Below are 22,862 nucleotides of genomic sequence, written 5' to 3'. Positions count from 1 at the left end.
TCAAGCGGTTTTCTTTCCACCGATCCAATAAATTTCTACGCAACTTATAGATTTAGTATGTTTGATTCATGGAAAGAAAAGTCATTCTCTATTGGATTGCGCAATTTGTAGGTTGGAGTGCCTATTACGGTTTCTCTGCCTTGTTGCTCATCTCCAGTGAAATCTTTTTTCCTACGTTTAATCTTGGGCTGTCGCTTTTCACTTGGATGCTCTTTTCAGTTGCTGTGTCTCATGGTATGCGCTGGGTTATCATTCGTGGTGATTTGCTTTCAAAAAAATTACACCTACTCATTATTTATACGCTCATACTCTCTTTTATCAGCGCAACGCTTTTGGAAACCTTTCAGCATTTCATGACATTTTGTATTACACAAGATTTTTTTCCGCTGGAAGAGGCATGGTCAACTGAATTTAATTTTTCTGAATTTCTGCTCGCCATCTTAAGATCTGTTATCTTGTTTTTATTGTGGAGTGGTTCATATTATGTTTTTGTTATCATTGAAAAATCACGCAAGCAAGAAATGCTAAACCTGCAGTGGGAAGCATCTAAAAATGAAATTGAATTAAAAAATTTACGCGCACAATTAAATCCTCATTTTTTATTTAATTCACTCAATTCTATCAGAGCTTTGGTTGGTTTAAATCCTGATCAAGCTAAGGATGCCATCACGCAATTATCTTTTCTACTCAGAAGTTCTATCAATTTGGGTAAACAAAAACTAGTTCCGCTGCGCGATGAACTTGAATTAGTGAAGAATTATTTAAGATTGGAGCAAATGCGATTTGAAGAGCGGCTGAGTGTGAAATTTGAAGTGTCAGAAAGCGCACTGGGTTGTGAAATTCCGCCCTTGATGTTGCAAACCATTGTTGAGAATGCAATTAAACATGGAATTTCAAAATCGGTTTCGGGAGGTGATATCATCATCATCAGTAACAAACAGAATAACAAACTTGAACTAATAATAAATAACACCGGGAAACTGGCTGCTCAAAATCCACCTAAAAATGGAGTGGGTTTAGTGAACTCAAGAAAAAGATTAAAATTGCTTTTTGGTGATAAAGCGCATCTGGATATTTCACAACCAGGTGATTTGGTAAGTGTAAAAATAAATATCTCGTACTCATGAGAACCATTATTGTAGATGACGAACGGCTGGCAAGAGAAGAATTAAAAAGTCTTCTCTCAAATTATTCAGATGTTGATTTGATTGGAGAATATAAAAATACGGCTGAAGCAAGAATTGCTATTGAGCGAGATGCACCTGATCTTGTTTTTATGGATATTCAAATGCCGGGTGAAACAGGACTTGAATTATTAGAGAAGATTCAAAATCCACCGCGCACAGTTTTTGTAACTGCCTATGACGAACATGCAATTAAGGCATTTGAATTGAAGGCGTATGATTATTTGATGAAGCCGGTTGATCCTGAAAGATTGGCTGAGGTTTTCAAAAGAATTTCTGAAGAAAATAAAACTCCTGAAAGTGTAGCAAACAACAATAAACTTTGCTCAGGTGATCGCATTTTAATTAAAGACGGTGACAAAGTTTGGTTTATAAAAATTGATGATGTGAGATATTTTGAGTCTGAAGGAAATTATGTAAAAGTACATTTTGAAAAATTCCGCCCGCTCATTTTGCGTTCATTGAATAGTTTGGAAGAGCGGTTGGATGAAAAATTATTTTTCAGAGCAAATCGCAAATTCATCATCAATCTGCAACACATTGTTAATATTGAAAGTTGGTTTAACGGAGGATTACAAGTAGAACTAACCTGTGGTACTAAAATTGAAATTTCACGTCGGCAGACAATTCGTTTCAAAGACCAGTTTAGTATTTAAGCAACTGTTATTCTGATTTTTTTTTACGGAGGATAAGGTCCAAAATAATTTAGGCAAGGATTTTCTCCTGTAAAACAAGCTGAGAAAGTTGTGGCCTCCCAGGTGAATACTGTGGTGCTGTCTGTAATTTCAAACTCCACAAGCATAGATGACCACCATGAACGATAACAAATTGTTCCTTGATCTTCTGTGTATTGATCTGTAGTTTTGCTCTTATATCGCTCATAAAATTCATCAAACGTACAATCCTTGAATAATTCTTGAATACCATATTTTCCCGGAGGAAGAAATATATTCAAATAGCCGAGTGAATCTGTTTTGACTTGAATTTTTGTTTTGTCTGTCAGGTTGATCAAATTATAGGTGGTGTTCGTGAATATGAAGTAATTGTTTAGCTCTGATTCATCAGGATAAGCGCCTCCGCAGTAAGGATAGTAATGCATGAATTTGATAGAAACATTGAAGTCATCAGTAATAGTGTCTTCAGTTACAATCTTCAATGTATCCTGAACTATTTCAGTTTTCACTTTTTTATTTCTGACTTTATTTTCTTTTTGTGCATAAATACTTTTACTTAGAAAAAGTATCATGACCAATGAAAGAATCACACTAAAACGCATACCGGTAAGTTTAATCTCTGTACACATAAACTGGTGAAAAGTTCAAAAATAATCAAGGTGTTGTAGATGATACTGGGAGAACTTTTCCGTTGAAATATTGATTGCCGGTAAGGGCAAAATTTGCAATGAATGCTGCCATTTCTGTTGCGGTAACAGGTGCTTTGAATTCAGGAAAAGCAGCAGAAAGCATTTCAGTTTGAACAGCGCCAAGCGCTAAGCAATTAACTGAAATTTGATCTTGTTTTAATTCCTCAGCCAAACATTCTGTAAAACCTGCAACAGCAGCTTTTGATGAACTATAAACACTTAAGCCCGAAAATTTGGTACTGCCCTGAAAACCTCCCATTGAACCAATATTCACGATATGTGCACCTTTTGACATAAACGGAATAACAGCCTGACATAGCTCCATTAATCCAAAAACGTTAGTGGAGTAAACAGCCATCATTTCTTTTCGGGTAATTTGAGTGAAAGGTTTATTCACCAAAAATCCCGCATTGTTGATGAGTATGTCAACGGAGTTAAAATGTGATTTTATTTCTTTCTCAAGTTTACTTACCAGGTTTTCATCCGTTATATCCAAATTTAAGGCGGTAACATTCGCATTTTCGTTGGCTAAGGATATCAATGATTTGGTATTTCTTGCAATTGATAAAACACGATGATGTTTGCTCAAGTGTTTTGTCAGCGCAAAGCCAATTCCTTTGCTTGCTCCGGTGATGATGATATTTTTTTGGCTGTTTTGCAAAATCAATACTCATCAAATGAGACCACAATTTTTTCTGAAGTTGGATGAGATTGGCAGGTGAGAATAAAACCTGCATCAACTTCATCCGGTTCAAGAGCATAATTTAAATCCATTTTTGCAGAACCTTCCATTACTTTTGCTTTGCAGGTACAACATACACCGCCTTTGCATGAGAATGGCACATCAGCACCGGCATCCTGAGCTGCTTGCAAAATTGATTTTCCTGTTGATTCAAGTTGGAATTTATATTTTTCGTCATCAATGATTACGGTTACATCTGCTGTAAAAGTTTTTTGATTGGTAGTAGCCTTTTTCTCATCTGAAATTGGTGTAGCTGTGAATAATTCAAAATGAATGCGGTCAGTTGGAACACCTTTGGTAATAAAAAATTCTTTGATGTTAGTAACCATTTCTTTTGGTCCGCATGAATAAATTGCGCCAATTGAAAAATGTGCAAGATGTGTATTGAATAGTGTGTTCAATTTGTTTTGATCTAATCTTCCGTTGGTGAGCGCATTGCCTGAATCTTCTCGGGTTAACAAATAGAACAAATTGAGATTGAGATTTTTTTCTGCAAGCTCATCTAATTCTTTTTGAAAAATTGTATCAGCTTTTGTTTTGTTTACATAATAAAGATATACTGTACTTCCTGTTTCAGTTTGCAATAAGGCCTTGACCATTGAAATGACCGGTGTAATGCCTGAACCGGCAGCAAAGAATACATAATTTTTCATGCTTTGACTTTCAGGTGTCACGCAAAAATGTCCTTTGGGTGGCATGATATCAAGCGTATCACCCGCTTGAAGCTGTGTGGTTGCAAACGTTGAGAAAACGCCATCATGTACCTTTTTAATGGCTACACGCAATTCATTTTCATGTGGTGCACTGCAAATTGAATACGCGCGACGAGTGTCAGTTCCGTTTAAATCTTTTTTTAATGTGAGATATTGTCCGGCTTTGAACTCAAAGAGGTTGAGCTGCGCTGAAGGTACATTGAATGATACTGAAACGGTATCGGCAGTTTCTCTGCGAACTTCTTGCACCGTTAACGGGTAAAATTGATTGCTCATGGTTTGTCAATTCTGCTTATTTGAGGGGCAAAAATACGAATTATCTGTTTATTTGTGAATATCATCTCTGTGTTGCTTTTCACTCCTTGACTTTTGTGAATAAATCTTTTTAAATGTCATGTATTATTTAGTGAATTGAATCAAAGAATGGTTATTTTTGATTTTTGCATTGCACATTTTTATGAGAAATTACCCAAATCTTAACATCCGCAAAGGAATCTTTGTTTTTATCGCCTTATTTTTTGCACACCTTAGTTTTGCCAAAGATGTAATAAATGTAAGCGCTTATCAAGAAAAATATCCGGATGATCTCGGAGTTATTCTTGATCACTCACAGACAGTTTCAATTTCAGTCGGAAAAACAGGCGAACTAATTATTCTTGAAACTAATTATGAAGATATTTTGTATTTGAAAAATTCAGCACGATTTTATACCAATGAGAGTATTTCTTTATCTGAGTTTTTTGAATCAGTTATTTCAGTGAGCGCTTCAGTCATCACTGCTGAAGGAAAAACACGAAAACTAAAACCTGAAGATTTCAGAACCATTGACTCAGAACCAAGTTCATGGGTATTTCATGATGATGATAAAGAAATGATTTTTGATTTAGTAGAGTTAAGAGCCGGATATCGTTCTATCATCAGCCATACTAAAAAATTAAAAAAGCCTGAGTTTTTTGATTCGTTTCATCTTATTTCCGGATTTCCACTTGTAAAAAGTACAGTCAGCATATCTTTTCCACAGTCAGTGAATATCAATTTTTATGAGCGTGCGTTTGGTAAGTATAATATCAAAAAATCAGATACAACAGTGAAGGGAATACGCACAGTTGTTTGGGAAATGGGCGAAACTCCTGCCTATAAAAGTGAAGAAGGCAGCACGGCAATCAGCAATCACATTCCGCATATTCTTGCGCAAATCACTTCTTATCAATTTAATGGACAAACAAAAGAGCTCATAGGAAATGTTGAACAACTACATGCTTTTTTTGAAGAATTTCTTTTGCAGAAAGACGATGAATCAAACAGAAAAGAAATCAATGAAGTAACCACCAAATTAATTGAAGAAAAACAAACTGACGAAGAAAAAATTGATACTATATATAAATGGGTACAAGACAATATCAAATACATTGCATTTGAAGATGGTATCAATGGTTATGTGCCCCGTGCTTGCAGTGAGGTGATGAAAAATCGTTACGGTGATTGCAAAGACATGAGTAATCTGTTGGTTGAAATGTTGACGTTTGCCGGTGTTAAAAATGCGTTTATTGCTTGGGTTGGTACACGTGATATTCCTTATCAAATGAGTGAAATTCCTTCACCGCTCACCTGTAACCATGTAATTTGTGTAGTTGAAAAAGAGGATGGATCATATTACTATTTAGACGCTACCGGTTCTGAAATGGGACATGAATTACCACCTTCAGGAATTCAGGAAAAAGAAATTCTGGTTCACATGGGTCCCGGAAAATTCAAACTCTATAAAGTGCCTGCTGTGGCTGCAGAAACTAATTATTTCAAAACGGTCATCACCTACACCTTTGATGAAAATGATTCATTGCGCGGAAGTGGTGTGGATTACCTCGGAGGTTATGAACGTGAATCTGAAAGTTACAGTCTCAAAAATCTGGAACAAGAAGATTTATACGATTACATAAAAGACATGACCTTGGGTGGAAGAAACAGATATACCTTGTTGAAATATCAAATGGAAAATGTTGATGACAATAACAAGGAACTAATTCTACGATACGATTTTTCAGTAGATAATCTTTTTACTAAACACGAGAATGATTACATCATGAATCCTTTATTATTCAAGCCTAGGGTTACTCAATTCAATGCAGAAGATTATAAACAAGAACGGAAAAAAAATCATCACCGCACGGTACAGTATGAATACCACTTTAATATTCCTGCCGGATTTAAGTTGACATATATTCCGCAAGGCGTTGATCACGTTCATGATTTGTTTGAGTTCCACTCTTCGTATGCACTTGAAGGCAATACACTGGTGATTAAGGCGGGTTATCTCTATCGCACGCTGGCAGTTACTCCTGATCTGTTTGATGAATGGAACGCCTTCTCTGACGCAATGAACAAATCCGATGCTCAAAATATTATTCTTCAAAAAATTTAATAGCGTACTATCATGAATCAGATTTTAAAAAACATTCGCATGAAATATTTCTGGACTTTACTATTTGCGTTTTTCTGCTTGACATCCCATGCACAAAAATATCCTTTCTTTGAACACTATAAATGGGAAAAAAGCCCTGTAATGAGTGATATTCACGAACATGATGCACTCTATTATTACACCAAATATACCATGGCAATTGAGTATGAGTATGATGAGTATTACGGGCGCTACTTCAAATATAAAACTGAACATTATCGCATCAAACTGAATTCAGATATAGCTATTGAAGAGTTCAACAAAATTTACATTTCAATGGAAGATGTAGTAAACCTTAAAAGCGTAAAAGCTCGGGTAATTAAACCTGACAAAGTTGTAGATTTCAAACCCGCTGTTGAAGAATTTTATAGTGATGAAGAATCAGAACAATATTATTATTTCCCGGTTGAAGGGATTGAACTGGGTGATGAAATTGAAATTCTCTATACACTAAAAATGGAATCAGCAGTTGATGGTGATCAATTCTATTTCCAGGGAGAATATCCGGTGTATAATTTTGATTTTTATTTTATTGGACCTAATGATGCGTATTTTGATTTTCTTGCGCATAATAATTTTCCGGAACCTGATTTAGTTGATACCATACTTCATAGACATCAATGGACTTCGCATCTTGACACCATTCCTGCATTTAAAGCTGAGTATTTTTCAGAGTATAATAACGTGACCATGAAATTGGACGTTACCCTGCGTGGTTTTGGTTCTGAAGCTGACAGAAGTTATTCTCCTTACGATAATTTTGAAGTTGATCTTAATTCAGTTTACAATAAAGTATGGAAAGGTAAAGATTTGAAAAGTATTCAGGGCTTAGGTGAGCGTCTTGGCTTAAATCCTCGTCAACGGGTTGAAGATAATGTACGCCTCGTTGAAAATTTCATCAAAACTAATATCGCGCTGAATAATGATATACCAATGTCAACGCCAATGGCTGACGTAATTGAAACTGAACGCGCAGGATCTATCGGATGTATCTTGTTATATATGGCCTTATTTAATGAGTATGATATCAGGTTTGAATATGGTTTTATTTCTGATCGGTATGATACACATTTCAGCAATGAAATTGAATCAATGTACTTTTTGCAGAGTTATATTTTTTATTTCCCTGACATTGAGATGTATCTCGCTCCACTTGATTTTTCAACCCGTTTAGGATATCTGGATAAAGACTGGATTCCAAACAATGCCCTGTTGTTTACGATGAAACAATATCCAACACCTGTAACAACAGGAAAAGTAAAACCTGTGCCTGCAGTTTCAGGCAAAGACAATGCTGACAGTACCATTATCAGAATAAATGTATTGGATGATTATGCAACGTTTGAAATTGAAGTTGAAGTTCATCTCACCGGATATGAAGCGGGAGAATTTCAGTCGTATTATCATTTGTATAATGCGGCAAAAAAAGAATTAAAATCAGAGGCACTGCTCAATGTGTTAAATGATAATTCAACCTATAAAGTGACTTACATTGCCAACGTTAATCCTGAAGATGCTTACGTCAAACCACTTATTGTGAAAGGCATTGTAACAGAGCTTCATATTCCGCTCATTGATTACGCAGGTGAAAAGATGATATTTAAACTGGGCAGTTTATTTGGTGAGTATGCAGCGTTGAAGGAAATTGAAAAGAAAAAAACAGATTTCACTTTTGGCAGTGCACTATATTCTGTTGAAGTAATTGAAATTAATTTCCCAACCGGATCTATCATTACCTTGCCTGCCAATGTTGTTGAATCTGATGATTTGTGTCCGCATGATGGCATTGTGATTTCTTCTCACATGAAACAAGAAGGAACCAAGGTGACATATATATACGGATCATATTTTGAATCAAATCACTATCCGATAGAAACAAAAGATATCATGATGGATATTTTCCGATTCTGGAACGGCTTGCAAAAAATGAATATTGTGCTGCAAAAAGGGTAGATTATTTGCCACTTTTTTATTCATTTGATTGCGCTAAAAAATCTCAATTTTACGGGGGTTATCAACATCTTTGGTTGACTATACTTTTTAATTTATTGAAAACCCTTGTTTTTATTGGGTTTTCCGTATGATTTTGAATGTTGAAAAAATACCCTTCTTTCTAGCTATTATAGCCTGAAAAGGCAGTCGTTTTTGTATCTTTGTTAGCCCAATAAAAAGGGCAAAATATTTACCAAAAAAATCTGATCATTTTATTATGAGCGAAGAAAACAAAAGTAAAGCGTATTCAGCCGACAGTATTCAGGCACTTGAAGGGATGGAACACGTGCGTATGCGTCCCTCCATGTACATTGGTGACATTGGTTTAAGAGGTTTACACCACCTGGTTTATGAAGTAGTTGATAATTCCATTGATGAAGCAATGGCCGGTCATTGTAACCATATTGAGGTAGCTATTCTGGAAGGTAACGGAATTAAAGTCGTTGACAACGGGCGAGGTATTCCGGTTGATATGCACAAAAAAGAAGGTGTATCAGCGCTTGAAGTGGTAATGACTAAAATTGGTGCAGGTGGTAAGTTTGATAAAGATTCTTATAAAGTATCTGGTGGTTTGCACGGGGTTGGGGTATCTGTAGTGAATGCATTATCAAGACATCTGAGAGCTGATGTCTATCGTGATAAAAAAGCCTATGTTCAGGAATATGAACGTGGTAAAGCAATGTATCCGGTGAAAGAAAACGGAACAGCAACTTCAAATGGTACCACAGTGACTTTCTTCCCTGATCCACAAATTTTTGAAGATCTGGAATATAGTTATGATACTCTGGCATCACGCATGCGCGAGTTGGCTTATCTTAATAAAGGTCTCACCATTTCAATTACTGATGAGCGCAGTAAAGATGATGAGGGAAATTTCAGAAAAGAAACTTTTTTCTCAAAAGAAGGATTAAGTGAATTTGTCAGATTTCTTGATGAAAATAGAATTCCCCTCATTGAAAAAGTAATTCATATTGAAGGTGAAAAAAATGGCGTTCCTGTTGAAGTTGCCATGATATACAATACGTCATTTGCTGAGAATTTACATACCTATGTGAATAATATCAACACGCATGAGGGCGGTACGCACCTTTCAGGTTTCAGACGCGGACTTACCGATACGCTTAAAAAATATGCTGAGGACAGTGGCATGTTGAGCAAGTTGAAATTTGATATTAATGGAGATGATTTTCGTGAAGGACTAACAGCGGTGGTTTCAGTTAAAGTTGCTGAACCGCAGTTTGAAGGTCAAACTAAAACTAAACTTGGAAATAAAGAAATTACTGCCCCGGTTTCTCAGGCGGTGAGAGAAATGGTTGCCAATTATCTTGAAGAACATCCAAAAGATGCTCGACTCATTGTTGAGAAAGTGATTTTGGCTGCACAAGCACGTCATGCTGCACACAAGGCGCGTGAATTGGTTCAAAGAAAAAGTGTATTAACCGGTACAGGCCTGCCTGGTAAATTAGCTGATTGCTCTTCAAAAGATCCTGCTGAAAGTGAAATTTATCTTGTTGAGGGTGATTCTGCGGGTGGTACAGCAAAACAAGGTAGAGATAGACATTTTCAAGCTATCATGCCGCTGCGTGGAAAAATTCTGAACGTTGAAAAAGCTATGCAGCACAAAATTTTTGAAAACGAAGAGATCAAAAATATTTACACTGCTCTTGGTGTGCGCATTGGAACTGAAGAAGATGATCGTGCGTTGAATATTGAAAAATTAAGATATCACAAAATCATTATCATGTGCGATGCCGACGTAGACGGTTCTCACATTGAAACGTTGATTCTTACTTTCTTCTTCCGTCATATGCGTAAGCTGATTGAACATGGATATATTTATATTGCTACGCCTCCTTTATATCAGGTTAAAAAGGGTAAACGTGCAGAATATGCATGGAATGAAGATCAGCGTGATCGTTTAATCATGGAAATGAAAGGCGCAGGTGCTGACTCTTCTGTTACGGTTCAACGCTATAAAGGTTTAGGTGAAATGAACGCCGAACAACTTTGGGAAACCACTATGGCGCCTGAAGGAAGAACATTACGTCAGGTGAAAATTGAAGATGATATTGCTACTGACAGAACCTTCTCCATGTTGATGGGAGATGAAGTTCCGCCTCGCAGAGAGTTCATTGAAAAGAACGCCAAATACGCGAACATTGATATTTAAAAAATTAACAAAAAAAAACCGGAAAACATCCGGTTTTTTTTTTGCTTCATAGTTCCTTTTTTACTTTGGCATATCTTTTATTGAAAAAGTGGTATTGCCCACATAAGCTATTTCATATTCTTTTGGCGTAGGTACTTTTTCAACTTTTTTTACCCCATTGGTGTACGTAGTTCTGGTTGATGTTCCTCCCCCCGGAGTACTTGCAATACTGTAGGACTTAGTGCTGTCTTTAGGGAATGGTTCCTCAAATTCAATGGTTGTCCAGGGAGAGGTTGAGTTTACATACGCTTCTTTCAAGGTTTTTCCGGCAAGAAAATCTTTCAAAAAATTATAAACGCCACTTCCAAAATTATTAGCGTAATAACCGACAGCACCAATTTCAAAAAATGGATACGCATAACCTGTAACTCGTTCTTTTGCTACTTTAATCCCAATGTCATCATTGTCACTTGCTGATGATCCGGCACCACGGCAAACTGATTTAAAAAGTACAAGCGAATTTTCTTTCAACCTCAGTTCTTTGAGAATTGTCGCCGTTGAAACACTGTTGGGCTCAACACAAATTCCACCTGTTTTTCCATCAATACCCAATGTGCTGCCGTGTCCTGAATAAACAAGAAAATTACATTCAGGAGACACCTTTATAATTTCACTCCACACGGCCTCATTATCATAAAATTTATGAACGCCAATTTTATGCTCTTCAAATACAGATGCAATTTCATCCATGTCTTCAATGGCGCTTTGGGTGCCATCCTCCTGATGCCCAACAATGAGTATAGCTTGCAGATTACTGTAGTCTGTTGCTTGTGCGAAAGAAAACTGCAGCACAAACAGCACACAATACAATGATATCAGTTTTGAAAAATTTGTTGGCATAGCTTTTTTGTTTATAGGGTGAAACAATAAATTGGTTAATCATTCGCTAAATTTTACTCAGCAATAATTGTACCTGATTTCATGGAGAATTTAATTTTTGAAATGCTATCAGATACAAATCTAACGGCTGAAATTTCTTGAATACGGGTAGGGTAGCCGTAGTAATCTACGGTATCTGAATCATAAATACCAAAAGTGAACTCATTAAATCCTGGGTAAAGCAGGGTATCAATTAAACCAGGATATATTGAATCTTTGACATACAAAACAGATTGACCATTGATCATTAAATTAAATTTATATTTAGAGCGCAGTAAATTTTCAGCAATGACCAATTCAAAAGACTTCTTCAATAAAGCGGTTTTGTTTTTGGCAAAATCATAAATGGCTGTTTCAATTTCAAAATAATTATCCACATCACTTTGATGGATAAATGTCATACCTGAATTATTTTTATCATAGAATTTTCCATCTGCCTGAAGTCTGATTGAGGTACCACCACGGTCATAAACCTCATGCTCTTCAATCAGTCGTATGTTTGCGAAATTAAATTCCACAAGTGTCTGATACAATTTTTTGAGCTCTTCGGTTGAAGTGTTGAAATACACTTTTTGTTCTCCGGGGCTGCGCCAGTGACTCCAGTATGAACTGTCAACTGAAAGATAAATGCATTCTGATTCCGGTTCCATGCCTCCTCCTTCATACCATTCTATGATTATCTTATCAGGATTTTCAGGCAAATCAATTTGCGGAGCAATCAAACCACTGCCGGCACATGAAAATAAACCAAAAACTGAAAGGAAGAAAAATGAGATTTTACTGTGTGAACATTTCATAGTTTTTAGTTTAAATACCTTGTTCACCAGAAAACGTTCAAATCAAAACATCTGTCTCAATGGCTACCAAGCGGTCACCTTGTAATACCGGAATAACAGGCGCCAAATTAGGATTGAGACAATATTTGATATCTACATTGAGATTCAGATTTTTTAATCGTCTGCGATGCGATGATGCTTTTAGATATCCAAGCATATTGTCTTTTGCACTGAGGAATAAATATTTTGCCGCAATAGATGCATCTTCAACTGAGTGAAATTTTCCGGTAGATAATAAGTGATCACAAATTGCGCCTGCACAAATGGTGTCTTCCAGATTAAATTTATTTTGCCAACCAGAGCAAAGACAGAGAATATTTTTTTCTTGTTTGGCAAGCCAATGTTGCAACACTTCAAGATTAGACAAAGCACCAATAACTACCTGACCACATTCTTTTGCCAAATTGATTGCCTTGGTACCATTGGTAGTTGTTAGCACAACGGTTTGATCTTTTACTTCAGGAACCATGTAGGCGTAAGGTGAATTTCCAAAGTTGAAACCTTCAACAACTTGCCCGCCTCGTTCAGCTCCAACCAAAAATCCTTTTTCTTGAAATGCTTTAGCTTCTTCAATAGTTGAAACTGGAATAATTTCTTTCACGCCATAATGAAAAGCCGCACAAATAGCAGAGGTTGCGCGCAATACATCAATAACAACAATGATGTCAAACTCATCACGGTAAAGAGGGAACAGATAAGGTGAAAAACAAACTTCAACCCGTTTTCTGGTCTCTTCCGGATCTATTAGTGGTCCTCCTTCCATAACTCTAAATTAACAAAAATTTCATTGATGCTTGAAAAAATGCAACATTCACGATCTCGGGTACTAGCCAAGGTGCATGATATCTTTTTTTGCTAACAGGGTTTCAGCCGGCTCACGATGAGCAGGATCTTCTACACAGCAATCAACAGGACATACCGCCGCACATTGTGGTTCATCATGAAATCCTTTACACTCAGTGCATTTATTTGGTACAATGAAATAATTGTCCATATTCACAGGTTCATTGTCATTGTCAGCGTTCTGTTCAGAGCCATCAAGCAGTTTGAATAAACCGGTAAGCGAGGTTCCGTCTGAGTATCTCCAGTTTGCGCCTCCTTCATAAATTGCGTTGTTTGGGCATTCTGGTTCACATGCCCCGCAGTTAATACATTCGTCAGTGATAATAATTGCCATTGCTACTTCAATTTACAATATTTACTTTTGCAAAGATAGATACTGTCACATGAATCTTGAAGAAAAGATAAAATTATTGTCAGGCCTGGGAAATATTCTAGATCATTTGGCTGAATCAAAACCTTGGCCGGGTTTTCAAGTTGGTTTGAGTAAAACTGAATATGAAGAATTTGAAAAGCTGATTGAACGAGTGCATGTTCACAACGGCTGGTTTACCAAAGAATCTGTTCAAACGGCGTTTAAAGGTATTGCGGCTTGGTTAACTGAAGATGCACTCAATGCTTGGACAAATCAATATTTATTGCAACCGCAAAATCCAAAGCGGGTAGCTATTGTAATGGCCGGAAATATCCCTCTGGTGGGCTTTCATGATTTTTTATCAGTATTCCTGAGCGGACATATTTCAGTCATTAAATTGTCTTCAACAGATCAACATCTATTTAAAGCCATCATGCATTACTTAGGTGTGATGGATGAACGCATCAAAGGCCTTGTTGAAATAAAAGAACGTTTTCTGGGTGAATTTGATGCCGTGATTGCAACCGGTAGTGATAATAGTGCACGTTATTTTGAATCATATTTTGGAAAACATCCTCATATCATTCGACGCAATCGTACTTCAGTTGCTGTTATTGACGGGTCTGAAACCAAAGAAGAATTGACTGAATTGGGCAAAGATATTTTTACCTATTTTGGTATGGGTTGCAGAAATGTATCTCAACTATGGATGCCAACTGACTTTGATCTCAACCGCTTTTTTGAAGCTATCTATCAATTCAATCCCATTATTCATCATAACAAATACGCTAACAATTATGATTATAACAAGGCAGTGTATTTGATGAACAAAGCTAATTTGCTTGATAATGGTTTTCTGCTCTTGAAAGAAGATTTTAATTTAAATTCTCCATTGGGTATGATTCACTATGTGCGTTATCAAGATTCAATTGATGCCGAACATTTTTTAGCGGATAATAAAGATCGAATACAAGTGATTGTGGGTAAAAATTATATTCCCTTTGGCATGTCACAAAAACCGGGTCTTACTGATTATGCAGATGGTGTTGATACCATGAAATTTTTAGCGAAGTTGTAGAGGTACTTAGTCAGCAATCCTTAATCCTTTTTCCTGCCAACGTAGATAGTGGCAATTCCACCGCTTACTAATTTAGATTCCAACTTCACGTAGCCTACTTTGGTCAGTATATCTAAAAACGCCTTTCCTTCAGGGAATGCGGCAACTGATTCAGGTAAATAACTATAGGCAGCTTTGTCCTTTGAGATAGCAGAACCTAATTTTGGAATGATGTATTTGGAATGAAATTTATAATACTGTTTCACCGGAAATTTTTTTGGTTTTGAAAACTCCAGAATGATGCCTGTTCCGCCCGGGCGCAACACGCGCAGCATTTCACTCAAGCCACGTTCAAGATTTTCAAAATTGCGCACTCCAAATCCAACGGTAAATGCATCAAATGTATTATCATCAAAAGGCAAATTTTCAGAATCACCTTGAATCATTTCAATAATGTGATCAACCTTTTTCTTGATCATTTTTTCTCTGCCTACTTGAAGCATGCCTGCAGATAAATCTAGACCAACAACTCTCGCGGGTTTAAGTTTTAAAGCGGCCAGCGCAAAATCTCCGGTGCCGGTTGCAATATCAAGTATTGATTTGGGTTGTTCTTTAGACAGAATGCGAATGGCTTTTTTTCTCCACACTTTATCAATTCCAAGTGAAAGAAAATGGTTCAGAAAATCATAGCGTTTTGAAATGCTGTCAAACATTTCCGCTACTTCTTCTTTCTTAGTACTATCTGCTTTGTTGTATGGTTTTACCGGTGTTCCCATCTTGAATTGGTTACATGAAACTAAAGCAGGTTTAATGCTTCATTCATGAGTTGTTCTTTATCTACTGAAACTACTCCCACTTTTTCACAAACTAAACCTCCTGCCAGGTTTGCAATTTCTGCTGATAATTTTGCTGTTAAGCCGCATGCCAAACATAGGGTAGCTACACTTATCACGGTATCTCCTGCGCCAGACACATCAGTAATCAACCGGTAATGTGCAGGTATAAAATGATCTTGCTTTTCATCATTGATATATACCCCATGTTCTGACAAGGTAACAAAGGTGTGTTTTGGATTCAGTTTCGTGTTCAGCAAGCTAACTGCGTTAAGAAATGCGGATTTATCTTTGATTGAAAATTCTGTATTTGTTCCTTCTTTCAACTCTTTTAAATTTGGTTTAAACAGGGTCACATTTTTATATTCAAAAAAGTTTTCTTTTTTCGGATCAACTGTGGTGATGATTCCTTTTTCATTAGCAAGTTGAATAATATGCTGAATGACATCAGGCACCAGTACCCCCTTATTATAATCCTCAAAAATGATGGCAGCAATTTGTTCTTTTTGAATAATAGAACGTATACGCTCCACTAATTGTTTAGATAAGGTTGCATTAAGCGGAATAATTTCTTCATGATCAATACGCAGGAGTTGTTGGTTGTTTCCAATGATTCGCGTTTTAACAGTAGTCATCAAATCAGCTGAGCGCAAAATGCCTTCATGTCTTAACTTGTTTTGGTCAAGCAAACGCAAAAAATTATCGCCCTCTTCATCTTGCCCTATCACTGAACAAATGATGGCTTCAGCACCAAGCGCCTTGATGTTCATTGCCACGTTGGCAGCGCCACCCAATCTGCTTTCACGTGATTTAAAACGCACCACCGGAACAGGTGCTTCAGGTGAAATGCGCGTAACTGATCCTGTGAGATAGGTGTCAACCATCACATCTCCCAGAACTAAAATCTTTTTTTCTGAAAAATCAGCAAAGGTATTTTGCAAATCAATCATCCGTTTAATTTTTCAAGTGCTGCTTTTATTCTTGCAATGGCAGATTTCAAGGTGTTCTCATCTGTTGCGTAGGAAATACGCACACAGTTTCCATCACCAAATGCTTCTCCGGTGACAAGGGCAACCAGCGCTTCATCTAATAAATACATGGTGAGGTCTTCAGCTGTTTTAATGGTGCGTCCGTTGTATGATTTACCGAAGAAATACGATACATCAGGAAAAACATAAAACGCACCTTGTGGTTGATTTACTTTGAGACCTTTTATTTCTTTCAAAAGACCAACTACCAGATCACGTCTTTTATGAAAAGCGTCAACCATGAATTTTATTTTTGACGGATCAGCCTCCATGGCTGCCTTGGTAGCACGTTGTGAAATTGAACCGGTACCTGAGGTATATTGACCTTGTAATTTTGTGCAAGCTGCTGCAATTTCTTTTGGTGCACCAATGTATCCAATGCGCCAACCGGTCATGGCAAAGGCTTTGGCAACTCCATTCACGGTGATGGTTTGGTTATATACATCTTGGAATTGAGCAAAGCTTTCATTCTTGCCAACAAAATTGATGTGCTCATAAATTTCATCAGAAATCACAAACATGCCAGGGTTTTTTGCAACTACATCTGCCAGTCCGCGCAATTCATCACGGGTATAAAGTGACCCGGTTGGATTACATGGATTACTGAAAACCATGAGTTTGGTTTTAGGTGAAATAGCTTTCTCAAATTGTGCCGCGGTTATTTTAAAATCACTTTCAATGGTTGTATTGATCACAACCGGTATTCCGCCAGCCATGCGCACTTGCTCAAAATATGTTACCCAGTAAGGTGCAGGAATAATTACCTCGTCACCCGGATTAACCAGACAAAGAATTACATTGATTAAACTTTGTTTGGCTCCGGTTGACACTACAATTTGGTCAGGGGTATACGTGAGGCCATTATCACGTTTAAATTTCAGACAAATGGCTTCACGCAAATCCTGATATCCTTGCACCGGCATATAGGTTGAGAAATTGTCATCAATAGCTTTCTTGGCAGCTTCTTTAATAAAATCAGGCGTATTGAAATCAGGTTCACCCAAGCTGAGTGAGATGATATCTTTTCCTTCAGCTTTCAGAGCCCTGCTGCGTGCTGCCATGGCTAGTGTTGCAGATTCTTCAAGTGCGTTAACGCGGTCAGACAATTTGATCATGTGTCAATATTTTCAGTTTTCTTTCTCGGGTTGGTTGAATTCAATGCTGAAATCAGCCTATATGTTTTATGCAAATTCTGTTTTACAAATCTAAACAATTCCGCTCACCTGAGGTTGTTGAGCTAAATTCCAAAATAATCTCTGTTCATTCCGCTCTTCTCGTAAGGATAGGCGTTAAACGTGCCAGTGCCTACAGCAACTTTTTCACCGGTTTGTTCACAGGTTATTTCTCCTTGTGAAATGATGATGCGTTTTCCGTTTGAAATAACGTAACCGCGCCCAATTAGAATATCTCCAAGCCTCACGGGTTTCAAATAATTGATTTTGAATTCAACGGTTGATACCAGGCAAGCGTTTGCTGATGAAGCGTGCAATGCGGCAAGCCCAAGTACTCCATCCATATACCCTGCAATGAGTCCGCCGTGCGCTGTAGTTGGTGTTGCCAGATGTTCTTTTTTTACTTCAAGCCGGTATATAATTTCATCGTCTTCAAATTTTTGTAATTGCATACCATGCAGCTTGCCGTATTCATTGGTTTGCTCGTAAATTTTTATTAAGATGGATCTGAAATCAGTCATGAAAACTCTTTAAAAAGTAAAATTATGTCTTTTGTAGATAAAAAAGCAGCAAGCCCATCACATTCTCTCAGGCACCTCAATGCCCAGCAATGACATGGCTGATTTGATGACCCCGGCTACCTGTTGGCTCAATACCAGGCGGAATTGTTTTTTAGCTTCGTCTTCTTCTTTAAAAATACTGACACTTTGGTAAAAATGATTGTATAGTTTTACCAAATCATACGCGTAGTTAGCAATGAGCGCAGGAGAAAAGGTGGTGCCCGCTTCAGAAACTACATCAGGATATTGAATCAATTGTTTGATCAATTCTTTTTCAGCGCTGTGCATTTCTGACAATGAAGATGGCATTTCAATATGATCAGTTTTACGCAACAAAGAAGCAATGCGTGCATGTGCGTATTGAATAAACGGACCGGTGTTACCATTGAGGTCAACTGATTCAGCCGGATCAAACAACATTCTTTTTTTAGGATCTACTTTGAGCAGATAATATTTTAATCCGCCTAAGCCAATGATGCGGTAAAGATGTTGTTTCTCATCGTCACTCATGCCTTCAATATGTCCGCGTTCACAGGTTATTTCACGGGCTTTGTCAATGACTTCCTGCATCAAATCATCTGCATCAACCACGGTACCTTCACGTGATTTCATTTTACCTGAAGGCAAATCAACCATGCCATAAGATAAATGATAACAGTTTTTTGCCCAACTGAATCCCAGTTTTTCCAGAATCAGAAAGAGGGCTTTGAAGTGATAATCTTGTTCGTTACCAACGGTGTAAATAATGCCATTCAAATCAGGAAAATCAATAAAACGTTGACGTGCTGTGCCAATGTCTTGCGTCATATACACCGCAGTTCCGTCTGAGCGCAGCACAATTTTTTCATCTAACCCTTCTTTGGTGAGATCAACCCAAACTGAACCGTCTTCTTTTTTATAAAATATTTTTCTGGCAATGCCTTCTTCAACCATGGTTTTGCCTGAAATGTAGGTGTCTGATTCGTAATACAATTTATGAAAATCAACGCCCATGGTGGTATAGGTTTGCGCAAAGCCGTCATATACCCAGCCATTCATTTTTTTCCAGAGTGATGTGACTTGTTCATCTCCATCTTCCCATTTTTTTAGCATGGTTTTTACTTCAGCCATGATGGGTGTTTGACTATTTGCAAGCTCTTTTATTTTTCCTTCAATGCCTTTGCGTGCTTTATCATCTTTACCTTCCAAGGCCTGATTTAATCTGCGATATTCTGCCGCAATATCTGAAGGGGTATCGGTAAAATTTCCGCTATTCCAAGCCTGTTGAAGTTGCGTTGATTGTTCACGCATGGCTTTGTCAAACTCAACATAATATTTGCCTACTAATTTATCACCTTTCAAACCTGAACTTTCGGGCGTTTCACCTTTGCCAAATTTTTCCCAGGCAAGCATACTTTTGCAAATGTGTATGCCGCGGTCATTGATGACTTGTGTTTTAATTACATCATGTCCGTTAGTTGATAAAATCTGGCTGACCGAATATCCCAAAAAATTATTCCGCAAGTGACCAAGGTGCAAAGGTTTATTGGTGTTTGGTGAAGAATATTCCACCATGATTTGTGATTTTTTTTCTGAAGAAATTCCAAAATCAGGCTGGTTTTGAATATCCTTCAATACATTGAGCCACCAATTATCATTGAGAGAAATATTGAGAAAACCCTGAACAACATTATACGATTTTACTTCGGCAATTTTTTCACACAAAGCGCGGCCAATTTCTTCTGCTGTATCAGCCGGAGATTTCTTTGCAATTTTTGATATTGGAAAAACAACCAGCGTGGTATCTCCTTCAAATTCCTTTTTGGTTTTTTGTAATTGAATGAGAGAAGCTTCAGGTTGAATATGGTATAAATCATTTACAATACCTGCAATAGCAGGTTGCAGCAGTGAATCAGGGCTCATAAATTAAATTCGTTTTTCAATGGTGTGAGTGAAATTCTCCAAAATATCAAAAGTGGTTTCAGCCATTTTATTGATCTTGTTGTCAAGACATGGATTAATTTCAACCACCTCAATGCAGCAGGTTTTGTCCCATCGGGCAAAAATATCAATCAATTGAGAAGTTTCTTCAGGACTGAGGCCGTGCTCTGCCGGGGTGCCTGTTCCTTTTGATACCAGTTCAGGATCCATGCTGTCTACATCAAAAGACACATAGACCAAATCATGCTTGCTGAATTTTTTTTCAATGGCTGCAGCAACTTTATCCGGGGAGAGATTTCTGACATCGTCAACGGTAAATACTGAAATATTATTTTCAGCAATTAAATTTTCTTCCGGTTTTTCAAAATCCCTAAGCCCAATGAATACAATGTCTTCAGGTGTTAACTTGGGACAAATATTCCCTATTTTTTTAAGGGTGTTCCAAAACTCAATAGTTTCAGCAAGAGGTTCATTGATTTTATCTTTAAGGTTATCAATACCTAAAGCTGTTGCAAGCGGCATACCATGCAGGTTACCTGATGGGGTGGTGTAGGGAGTATGTAAATCAGCATGCGCATCAATCCAAATTACGCCAAGTTTTTTTGAAGGGAATGCTTTTTTAATTCCGGCAATGGTTCCCCCGGCACTTGCATGATCACCTGCCAAAACAATAGGGAAATCACCGTTGGATAGGATGAAGGATACCTGATCACAAACATCTTGATAAATATTTACGAGCGCATCTATTCTTTTTGCAGTGCGAAAGGGCGTGGCTTCAAAGAGCACATCATTGTCAGAATTTACTTTAAAGCGTTCATAACGTTCAAAATAATCGCTGTCAGCTTTGAATGATGCAACTTTTAATGCTGCCACACCAAGACTAGCACCTCTGGTACCTGCTGCAATTTCTGACGTATTTTCAATAATTTTTATTTCTGACATAATCTTGTAAGAGCCTGCAAAGTTAATCAATTTCAATGGGAATACAGAAAGTATCCATGCAGATGATCAAACAGATTGATCTGAATAGCTAATGCCTCAGTGCAATAGGGCTTAAATTATAAATATGATAGGTATAATACGTTTTACAAGTTACTGCGTTCAGGGAAAATGATATATTTGTCTGATTAATTGCAAGTATTCAGTTTTAAAAACTTCACTGCGCCCAAATGAAAACATGGATAAGGCAAAGAATAAAACAATTGAATAAGAAACCATGAGAATCAGCATGAAAAAAAGACTTCTTTACATCCTGTTACCTGCGCTATCATTGCTTACTGCATGTGGTGCCGACAAAATTGAACAGGGACAATTGGAGTATACCATAACGTATCCGGGTATTCAGGTTTCAGGATTCACCCTATCCATGTTGCCTGATGAAATGACATGTGTTTTCAAGGGAACTAAAGTGATGACATCAATTAAACGTGGTAAATTATTTAGTACGCAAATCATTACAGATGAATCAACCAAGTCAGTAGAAATGCGGTTGGAGTTTGGAAGTGAGCATGCTATATACACCATCCTGACAGCTGAAGAAATTACTCAATTAAAAAATTCTCAACCAGTATACGATGTGGTGAAAGCCAATCATGAAGACAGTGTTGCCGGATTATGGGCTTCAGAATATGTTGTGACTTGCAAAACAGATAGTGCAAATCATGAGACATCTTGGTTTACTACTGCCTTGACACCAAAAGATCCTTTTTGGTTTTCGTCGTACAGTGGCATTGAAGGGATGCCCTTGATTTATGATATTGAGCGCTACGATGTTCTTATGCGATTGTCTGCCGTGAAATTTTCTGAACGTGAAGTGCAGGATAAAGAGTTTGATAGAAATCCTGAATTGAAAGAAGTGAGCTTTCAGGAATATGAAGCCATTGCGCAAGAGTTATTTGATATTTTAATGGAATAGAAACATCACTAAAAAGTTTGCTACTACATCTGAACGAGAAATATTAAACGCCTGTTCTTTGACTGACAAGCGTGCAACCGAAAAAAATTAACCATGAAAACCCTGAAAAAAATTATTCTTCACGTTTCAGTTATACTGACGTTGACTCTCGTTATTACCGGTTGTGGAAAAAGTTATATCCAAGAGGGTGAGATTACATTTGATATTACCTATCCCTACAATACAGATTTATCAATTGGTATGAAGGCAATTTTACCAAAAGAAGCAACCCTTATTTTTAAAGGTTCAAAAATGCTAACCATTGTTAAGCGCGGCAGAATGTTCAGAACAGACATTTACGCTGATGAAGCAACGAAAGAATTAGAAATGAGACTGGATTTTGGCTCTGATTTATTTTACACCGTACTTGACCAAAATGACCAGAATACATTCAGAAAAAATTTGCCAAACTATACTGTTACTCCAACATCAACAGCTGATAGCTTAAAAGGTTTGTGGGCAAAAAAATATACCGTTAAATATGACAGTGATACGGTGCCTGAATTTGAATCATGGTTCACTGAAGATCTTTCATTACAAAATATTACCTGGTTCTCTAACTATAATAATGTAGTTGGTGTGCCGCTGATTTATGATATTGACCAGTACGGTGTGCGCATGCATTTAGAGATCAGCGGATTTAAAGAGCGTGAAGTGAAAGACTCAGAATTTGAACGTTCAAATGAACTTGATCAAATTGATTACGATGATTACAATGCCAAATTAACTGATTTGTTCAACACCATAACCGGAGACTAAGATCAGTC

At 37.3% G+C, this 22,862-nt stretch carries 21 protein-coding genes; 8 read left to right on the top strand and 13 right to left on the bottom strand.

The annotated features are described in order from the left end of the window. Positions 1 to 68: 68 nt before the first annotated feature. Both IPH66_08675 and IPH66_08670 read left to right on the top strand, forming a co-directional pair. On the top strand, positions 69 to 1,127 hold the full coding sequence (locus IPH66_08675; protein MBK7129420.1) for a histidine kinase: 1,059 nt from the start codon (positions 69 to 71) through the stop codon (positions 1,125 to 1,127). Continuing rightward, positions 1,124 to 1,840 (top strand): LytTR family transcriptional regulator DNA-binding domain-containing protein, encoded by a 717-nt coding sequence (locus tag IPH66_08670; GenBank protein MBK7129419.1) that lies wholly within the window; start codon positions 1,124 to 1,126, stop codon positions 1,838 to 1,840. The genes IPH66_08675 and IPH66_08670 overlap by 4 nt, the downstream gene beginning before the upstream one ends. Before the next feature lie 23 nt (positions 1,841 to 1,863). Here the strand turns inward: IPH66_08670 and IPH66_08665 are convergent, their stop codons facing one another. Genes IPH66_08665 through IPH66_08655 form a run of 3 tightly spaced genes read right to left on the bottom strand, consistent with a single transcriptional unit; the run spans position 1,864 to position 4,278 of the window. Next, entirely contained in the window at positions 1,864 to 2,487 is a 624-nt protein-coding gene (locus tag IPH66_08665) for a hypothetical protein (GenBank protein MBK7129418.1), read from the bottom strand. A 25-nt stretch (positions 2,488 to 2,512) separates the two neighbouring features. Further along, positions 2,513 to 3,208: an SDR family oxidoreductase gene (locus tag IPH66_08660; protein ID MBK7129417.1), complete on the bottom strand. Its 696-nt coding sequence runs from the start codon at positions 3,206 to 3,208 to the stop codon at positions 2,513 to 2,515. Between the two features lie 2 nt (positions 3,209 to 3,210). Further along, the gene (locus tag IPH66_08655; GenBank protein ID MBK7129416.1) at positions 3,211 to 4,278 is read right to left on the bottom strand and encodes a 2Fe-2S iron-sulfur cluster binding domain-containing protein; all 1,068 of its coding nucleotides are present in this window, start codon (positions 4,276 to 4,278) and stop codon (positions 3,211 to 3,213) included. 181 nt (positions 4,279 to 4,459) lie between these two features. On the opposite strand from IPH66_08655, the gene IPH66_08650 reads away from it, so the two are divergent. From IPH66_08650 to gyrB, 3 genes are all read left to right on the top strand, one after another. Continuing rightward, entirely contained in the window at positions 4,460 to 6,421 is a 1,962-nt protein-coding gene (locus IPH66_08650) for a DUF3857 domain-containing protein (GenBank protein ID MBK7129415.1), read from the top strand. A gap of 12 nt (positions 6,422 to 6,433) precedes the next feature. Then, positions 6,434 to 8,413, top strand: coding sequence for a DUF3857 domain-containing protein (locus tag IPH66_08645; protein MBK7129414.1), 1,980 nt, complete (start codon positions 6,434 to 6,436; stop codon positions 8,411 to 8,413). 256 nt (positions 8,414 to 8,669) lie between these two features. Then, complete coding sequence (gene gyrB / locus IPH66_08640) at positions 8,670 to 10,622, top strand: DNA topoisomerase (ATP-hydrolyzing) subunit B (protein ID MBK7129413.1); 1,953 nt, start codon at positions 8,670 to 8,672, stop codon at positions 10,620 to 10,622. A 60-nt stretch (positions 10,623 to 10,682) separates the two neighbouring features. On the opposite strand, the gene IPH66_08635 is transcribed toward gyrB, so the two are convergent. The 4 genes from IPH66_08635 to IPH66_08620 form a co-directional block, all read right to left on the bottom strand. After that, the gene (locus IPH66_08635; protein ID MBK7129412.1) at positions 10,683 to 11,501 is read right to left on the bottom strand and encodes a hypothetical protein; all 819 of its coding nucleotides are present in this window, start codon (positions 11,499 to 11,501) and stop codon (positions 10,683 to 10,685) included. Positions 11,502 to 11,554: 53 nt separating this feature from the next. Beyond that, positions 11,555 to 12,337 carry a hypothetical protein gene (locus IPH66_08630; GenBank protein ID MBK7129411.1) on the bottom strand — a complete coding sequence of 261 codons (783 nt, stop codon included), beginning with the start codon at positions 12,335 to 12,337 and terminating at the stop codon, positions 11,555 to 11,557. A gap of 37 nt (positions 12,338 to 12,374) precedes the next feature. Beyond that, complete coding sequence (locus IPH66_08625) at positions 12,375 to 13,139, bottom strand: 2-phosphosulfolactate phosphatase (protein MBK7129410.1); 765 nt, start codon at positions 13,137 to 13,139, stop codon at positions 12,375 to 12,377. 63 nt (positions 13,140 to 13,202) lie between these two features. Continuing rightward, positions 13,203 to 13,553 (bottom strand): 4Fe-4S dicluster domain-containing protein, encoded by a 351-nt coding sequence (locus IPH66_08620; protein MBK7129409.1) that lies wholly within the window; start codon positions 13,551 to 13,553, stop codon positions 13,203 to 13,205. 49 nt (positions 13,554 to 13,602) lie between these two features. Here IPH66_08620 and IPH66_08615 point away from each other — a divergent pair, with 49 nt between their 5' ends. Further along, positions 13,603 to 14,649 carry an acyl-CoA reductase gene (locus IPH66_08615; GenBank protein ID MBK7129408.1) on the top strand — a complete coding sequence of 349 codons (1,047 nt, stop codon included), beginning with the start codon at positions 13,603 to 13,605 and terminating at the stop codon, positions 14,647 to 14,649. A 20-nt stretch (positions 14,650 to 14,669) separates the two neighbouring features. Here the strand turns inward: IPH66_08615 and ubiE are convergent, their stop codons facing one another. From ubiE to IPH66_08585, 6 genes are all read right to left on the bottom strand, one after another. Beyond that, positions 14,670 to 15,404: a bifunctional demethylmenaquinone methyltransferase/2-methoxy-6-polyprenyl-1,4-benzoquinol methylase UbiE gene (gene ubiE / locus IPH66_08610; protein MBK7129407.1), complete on the bottom strand. Its 735-nt coding sequence runs from the start codon at positions 15,402 to 15,404 to the stop codon at positions 14,670 to 14,672. Positions 15,405 to 15,424: 20 nt separating this feature from the next. Beyond that, the gene (locus IPH66_08605; GenBank protein ID MBK7129406.1) at positions 15,425 to 16,411 is read right to left on the bottom strand and encodes a D-glycero-beta-D-manno-heptose-7-phosphate kinase; all 987 of its coding nucleotides are present in this window, start codon (positions 16,409 to 16,411) and stop codon (positions 15,425 to 15,427) included. Beyond that, a complete protein-coding gene (locus IPH66_08600) occupies positions 16,408 to 17,604 on the bottom strand; it encodes a pyridoxal phosphate-dependent aminotransferase (GenBank protein ID MBK7129405.1) in 1,197 nt (398 codons plus the stop codon). The genes IPH66_08605 and IPH66_08600 overlap by 4 nt, the downstream gene beginning before the upstream one ends. Before the next feature lie 122 nt (positions 17,605 to 17,726). Continuing rightward, complete coding sequence (locus IPH66_08595; GenBank protein MBK7129404.1) at positions 17,727 to 18,182, bottom strand: PaaI family thioesterase; 456 nt, start codon at positions 18,180 to 18,182, stop codon at positions 17,727 to 17,729. A 57-nt stretch (positions 18,183 to 18,239) separates the two neighbouring features. Further along, entirely contained in the window at positions 18,240 to 20,123 is a 1,884-nt protein-coding gene (locus tag IPH66_08590) for an arginine--tRNA ligase (GenBank protein MBK7129403.1), read from the bottom strand. A gap of 3 nt (positions 20,124 to 20,126) precedes the next feature. Next, positions 20,127 to 21,083, bottom strand: coding sequence for an arginase (locus tag IPH66_08585; GenBank protein MBK7129402.1), 957 nt, complete (start codon positions 21,081 to 21,083; stop codon positions 20,127 to 20,129). Between the two features lie 286 nt (positions 21,084 to 21,369). Between IPH66_08585 and IPH66_08580 the strand changes: the two genes are divergently transcribed. Beyond that, on the top strand, positions 21,370 to 22,056 hold the full coding sequence (locus IPH66_08580; protein MBK7129401.1) for a hypothetical protein: 687 nt from the start codon (positions 21,370 to 21,372) through the stop codon (positions 22,054 to 22,056). A 93-nt stretch (positions 22,057 to 22,149) separates the two neighbouring features. Further along, positions 22,150 to 22,854 (top strand): hypothetical protein, encoded by a 705-nt coding sequence (locus IPH66_08575; GenBank protein ID MBK7129400.1) that lies wholly within the window; start codon positions 22,150 to 22,152, stop codon positions 22,852 to 22,854. Positions 22,855 to 22,862: the final 8 nt, after the last annotated feature.

It is taken from the genome of Crocinitomicaceae bacterium (genome assembly GCA_016708105.1).
In the GTDB taxonomy this organism is placed as follows: Bacteria; Bacteroidota; Bacteroidia; order Flavobacteriales_D; family Crocinitomicaceae; genus JADJGJ01.
The sequence above is the reverse complement of the archived record's forward strand: the minus strand, read 5'-3'. Positions and strand labels throughout refer to the sequence as shown.